The organism is Methylorubrum sp. Q1 (assembly GCF_004683995.1).
GTDB lineage: Bacteria > Pseudomonadota > Alphaproteobacteria > Rhizobiales > Beijerinckiaceae > Methylobacterium.
In genome coordinates this window covers 1-3,994 of the sequence record NZ_SRHQ01000065.1, presented here as the reverse complement: position 1 = coordinate 3,994, position 3,994 = coordinate 1, and the positions used below count along the sequence as shown (strand labels likewise).

General features: G+C 65.8%; 7 protein-coding genes. 4 read left to right on the top strand and 3 right to left on the bottom strand.

Translation table 11 applies throughout. The features are described 5' to 3' along the window. Positions 1-59: 59 nt before the first annotated feature. Genes E4V01_RS25190 through E4V01_RS25180 form a run of 3 tightly spaced genes read right to left on the bottom strand, consistent with a single transcriptional unit; the run spans position 60 to position 1,006 of the window. Positions 60-461: a hypothetical protein gene (locus tag E4V01_RS25190; protein ID WP_135300274.1), complete on the bottom strand. Its 402-nt coding sequence runs from the start codon at positions 459-461 to the stop codon at positions 60-62. A 57-nt stretch (positions 462-518) separates the two neighbouring features. Further along, positions 519-734 (bottom strand): hypothetical protein, encoded by a 216-nt coding sequence (locus E4V01_RS25185; protein WP_135300273.1) that lies wholly within the window; start codon positions 732-734, stop codon positions 519-521. Then, the gene (locus tag E4V01_RS25180) at positions 734-1,006 is read right to left on the bottom strand and encodes an HU family DNA-binding protein (protein ID WP_135300272.1); all 273 of its coding nucleotides are present in this window, start codon (positions 1,004-1,006) and stop codon (positions 734-736) included. Before E4V01_RS25180 ends, E4V01_RS25185 begins: the two co-directional genes overlap by 1 nt. 466 nt (positions 1,007-1,472) lie before the next feature. Here E4V01_RS25180 and E4V01_RS25175 point away from each other — a divergent pair, with 466 nt between their 5' ends. The 4 genes from E4V01_RS25175 to E4V01_RS25165 all read left to right on the top strand — a co-directional run bounded on the left by E4V01_RS25175 (position 1,473) and on the right by E4V01_RS25165 (position 3,740). Then, positions 1,473-1,706, top strand: a complete 234-nt coding sequence (locus E4V01_RS25175; RefSeq protein WP_135300271.1) for a hypothetical protein — start codon at positions 1,473-1,475, stop codon at positions 1,704-1,706. Between the two features lie 45 nt (positions 1,707-1,751). After that, positions 1,752-2,072 carry a hypothetical protein gene (locus E4V01_RS25170; RefSeq protein ID WP_135300270.1) on the top strand — a complete coding sequence of 107 codons (321 nt, stop codon included), beginning with the start codon at positions 1,752-1,754 and terminating at the stop codon, positions 2,070-2,072. Positions 2,073-2,486: 414 nt separating this feature from the next. Beyond that, a complete protein-coding gene (locus tag E4V01_RS25965; RefSeq protein WP_193763315.1) occupies positions 2,487-2,642 on the top strand; it encodes a hypothetical protein in 156 nt (51 codons plus the stop codon). A gap of 99 nt (positions 2,643-2,741) precedes the next feature. After that, positions 2,742-3,740: a hypothetical protein gene (locus tag E4V01_RS25165; RefSeq protein ID WP_135300269.1), complete on the top strand. Its 999-nt coding sequence runs from the start codon at positions 2,742-2,744 to the stop codon at positions 3,738-3,740. Positions 3,741-3,994: the final 254 nt, after the last annotated feature.

Here is a 3,994-nt window from a genome sequence, read left to right as displayed (position 1 = left end):
TTTGGCCCATAGCGCATCCCTCGCCGCGTGATGCTCAATCGTACCACCACACCGAGGGATCAAACACCTAGACCCGTGCCGACGCCATCGGCCGGCCAGACAATCGCTCCGCCGCCCTCAGCATGTGCTCGCAACAGGGCGAAGGCTGGCGCAGCCGCGTCGCGAAAGTCATCGAAATCCGCGTCGGTGAAGAACGCGGAATCGTCCATGCTCGGCGCGCGTTTCGTCGGAATGCCGACCGCATTTGGCTCGCCGCGCATTTCCGCCGCCTGCCCGCCGCGCCCTCGGCGCTGGAGATTGTCGCCGAACACGAACAGCGTGCCGCGCTCAGCCTGCAGCATGGGGCGGGTGATGCGCCCCTCGTAGCGGACGCCGCCTGCCGGTCGATTACGGCGCTCCTCGATCACATAGGAGCCCGGGAAAGCGGCCAGTGCGGCAGCGACCAGATCGCGATCAGACATTTCGCTCCCCGGAAATGAGGGACGGCCGCGGTGGATGACCGTCGCGGCCGTGATGGGTCAAATGGGCAGCATCTCTCGGCGCGGTGGAGGCTCCTGATCGCGCGGAACTGATCTCGGTGGCGCCATCTCTTTCTGGATGAAGCCGAGCGCCTCACCGAGGGTGTTGAACGCTGCCAGCGGTGGCCGGCCTGGGCCGAAGACCGACTGCGAATGGGCGAACACCGCGAACCCGCCGTGCTCGTAGGCGTGGATGTGGAGATCGCGACGAGGCATCACGCCACCGCGTCGCGGAATTCTTTGGCGGCCTTGAACGCCACCACGCGCTTCGAGGCGATCTGCACCGTCTCGCCGGTCCGCGGATTGCGCCCGACCCGCGCGTCCCGCTGCTTACGCGAGAAACGCCCGACGCCCGGAAGCACTGCCTCCTCGCCCTTGCGCACCGTGACATTGATCTGGTCGCCCAGCGCGTCGATTACCGACTGCGCCACGGCCTTCGTCACGCCGGCCTGCTTCGCCACGGCGGACGCGAGTTCGTTCTTGGTCATGATTGTCTCTATGTCACCGCCTCACAATCGAGGCACGCCGCGAAACTGGCGCCGAATGCTCATCAAGTAAAGGCGTCCACGCCCGGATGAGCCGATTTCCCGTTTGATAGAGCGTACTCGCCCATACGGCCCCAACGAGTTTCGCGCCTTCAGGCCCCAAGCGAACGCGAAACGGGCCGCAAGTAACGCCGCTCAGATTTTTCGCGAAGAAAGTCGCGGATTGTGACCGCCACTGCCGGTCGTGTCCTTTTTCGCTGTTTTCTTAATCGAAACCAGCCACCCCTTAGCCTCGTGTGCTTTCTAGCGGGCGTGCTAGCCGAACGTATTCTTTGATTTGCCTGTCTGTGCGCTAGGTTCTGTGCAATTTTATTTAGCGATTACTTCGAATGGCTGTTGACAGGCCGAATGTGCGGCCTCATCTTCGGGATGCGCCTCAATTGTGAGGCTCCGACCTGAGATCCCTCCCATGAGCACTGCACCTCTCTCCCGCGTCGAGGCGATGGCCCGTCGCGAAGCCGATGCCACCGGCCGTACCCACGTTGTGCTGAACCTCAACCAAGCGGGCGCTCCGCTGTATGTCTGCCGCGAGCTGCGGGACGGCATGAGCCCGGCGCGCATCGTGGCCCGGTTCGATCCGGCCCCCTCGTCCAACGTCGATGCTGCAGCGTCTGTGGTCGGCGCGCCGGCGGATGCCCCTTAGATCATCGTCGGATGCGGCCAGTATCGAGCCGGCCGCGGCTCTGTGGTGTCCGACTGGCACGACACGCCCGAAGCGGCTCTTGCGCATTACCAGGCGCTCAGCGCCATGGTCCCGCAACCGTGCCAGCAACAACAGGCGAAGGCGGGCGGCATTCCGTGCGACGCTCCTGCCGAAGTCATCACGCGCGTCGATTGCTTCGCTGAAATGGAGGGCCGCACTTGGCGTGCGAAGCTCCGCGAGCTGTGGGCCAGCGGCCGCGATACCGGCCTGTTGCGCGAGGCCTGCAACTACATCGGCCCGTCTGGATTGGACGCCTACAAGCCGGGGCGCATGGTCTCGTGCATGAGCGATGAGGCGTGCGCGTGATGCTCGCCTGCCTCTTCATCTTCGCCGCGGCGGGCCTGTGCGTGGCCCTGTCTGCTGCCGGCGCGTTCCTCGATCCCTGATCGGACGCAGCGCCTCGGGCCCGGCTCTGGCTGGCCTCGCACGGTGCGCCTGACCAGCCACCCCGCGAATGGCCGCACGCGGCCGGCTGCGGCCGGGAGTGCGAGAGATGGTTCTCTCTCTGGCAATCTCCAGAAAGCCAAACGGCGAGTGGTCCTTTCGGATCCGCCTCGCCGTCGGGTTCAGTCTCTGGAGTTGGCTTAGCTCGTAAGGGCTGATGCCAGAGGGCGGCGGGTGCCTCCGTCGTCCTCACTCCCGAAGGTAGCGCAGGGGCGGGGCGCCGTACAGCCCGCCAGATCAAGCCTCGATGGTGAGGCGCAGCCAGGATCTTCACCGATGACTACGACCACTATTCCGGCCGGTTTCCTCGATGGCACGATGACCATTCCCGAACTGCGGCGTGCGTGGGCCGATGCCCGCAAGCGGGTGTTCCGCAAGGCTCGGCGCCAGCGCATCGCGGCCAAGGAGGCGTTTCTCCGCTCCGCCCGCTGATCCCTGCCGAACGCGGCCGCGCCTGTGCGCGGCCATCCTCCGCATTCCTACTGCCCTTCCATCCTGCCGCGATCGTGCGGCGCATTCGAGAGCACCACGATGGCCCAGCTTACGACCATCACCGAAACCGTTCTGACGATCTCGGCCGGCGAGTATGCCGCCGCCATCAGCGTTGCCGAGATCTCTCGCAGCTTCGATGCCGTCACGCATTTCCCGGATCGGCGCGCCCGCCTCGCCCTGGCCGATGTCTGCAACAGCCTGAACTACTTCGCCGGGCGCCTCGACAAGCTCGCTAGCGAGGGCGGCGCAGTTGATGTGCCCGCCGAGGCTGAGCGCTTCGCCCGACGGCACGTCGAGCTGTATCGGCGCGCTTGGGCCATGGAATCACGGTGCATGTCGTGGTTCATCGTTGGCCCGGCCAACTTTCCGACGGCTCGCAACCAGAAGCGCCAGGCGAGCCGCGACAAGGCGCATGACGTGATCCGGGCGCACATGGATTCCGCGCTCAGGTCGATCGAGCGCACGGCGTGGCCGCACGGCGCGCCCGGCGATGCGATCCGCGCCAATCACCCGGACGCAATCTCGCTGATCCGCGCCAAGATCGAGAAGCGCCGGAACATGCACGCCCTGATGAAGGCTGCGAACGCGGCGATCCGGGCGGCAAAGACCGACGACAGGGCCGCGCTCGCTGAGGCGGTGCAGGGCGCGACGGGCTTCAAGCTCGAAACCTGCCTGAAGATTGTCACTCCGCCGCAAGGATTCCCCGTTGGTTTCGCCAGCTTCTCACTCTCGGGTGAGTTGGCCGAAATCAAGCGCCTAGAGGGGCGCCTCGCTGCCCTGGAAGCCAACCAGAAGCGCGGCACCGTCGAGACGACCCACAACACCACGGCCGGCGTGCTCACCATCACCGAGAACCCGGACGCAGCGCGCATCCAACTCACGTTCCCCGGCAAGCCTGACCCGGCGGTGCGCGATGTGCTGAAGTCGAATGGCTTCCGCTGGGCGCCGACCGCTGGCGCTTGGCAGCGACACCTGAATAACGCGGGGCGCTACGCCGCGAAGCAAGTCCTGTCGGCTCTGCAGGGCGAGGCTGCCTGATCCTGCCCGGCGTCCGCAGGTGGGTCACTTTTGGGCGCCGATTTTTTTACAGCCCCGAAAATTCCCCCTCGCCGCGATCGTGCGGCAACCGTGAGAAATGCCATGCCCAACGCAACGCACACTTAGGGCCGGTTCTACGCGGAGCCGACCCCGTCCTCTACGTTCGTAACCCGCGCGATCTATGCGGCGCAGCTCAAAGGCCCCGACGTGCTTGTTGCGCATGTTGGCATTCCGGGCCCGGCCGAAACCCGGCC

What these genes read in the sequence shown, in the direction of transcription:
- E4V01_RS25190 (WP_135300274.1), bottom strand. Translation starts at nt 461, where the DNA reads ATGTCTGATCGCGATCTGGTCGCTGCCGCACTGGCCGCTTTCCCGGGC.
- E4V01_RS25965 (WP_193763315.1), top strand. Translation starts at nt 2,487, where the DNA reads ATGACTACGACCACTATTCCGGCCGGTTTCCTCGATGGCACGATGACC.
- E4V01_RS25175 (WP_135300271.1), top strand. Translation starts at nt 1,473, where the DNA reads ATGAGCACTGCACCTCTCTCCCGCGTCGAGGCGATGGCCCGTCGCGAA.
- E4V01_RS25180 (WP_135300272.1), bottom strand. Translation starts at nt 1,006, where the DNA reads ATGACCAAGAACGAACTCGCGTCCGCCGTGGCGAAGCAGGCCGGCGTG.
- E4V01_RS25165 (WP_135300269.1), top strand. Translation starts at nt 2,742, where the DNA reads ATGGCCCAGCTTACGACCATCACCGAAACCGTTCTGACGATCTCGGCC.
- E4V01_RS25185 (WP_135300273.1), bottom strand. Translation starts at nt 734, where the DNA reads ATGCCTCGTCGCGATCTCCACATCCACGCCTACGAGCACGGCGGGTTC.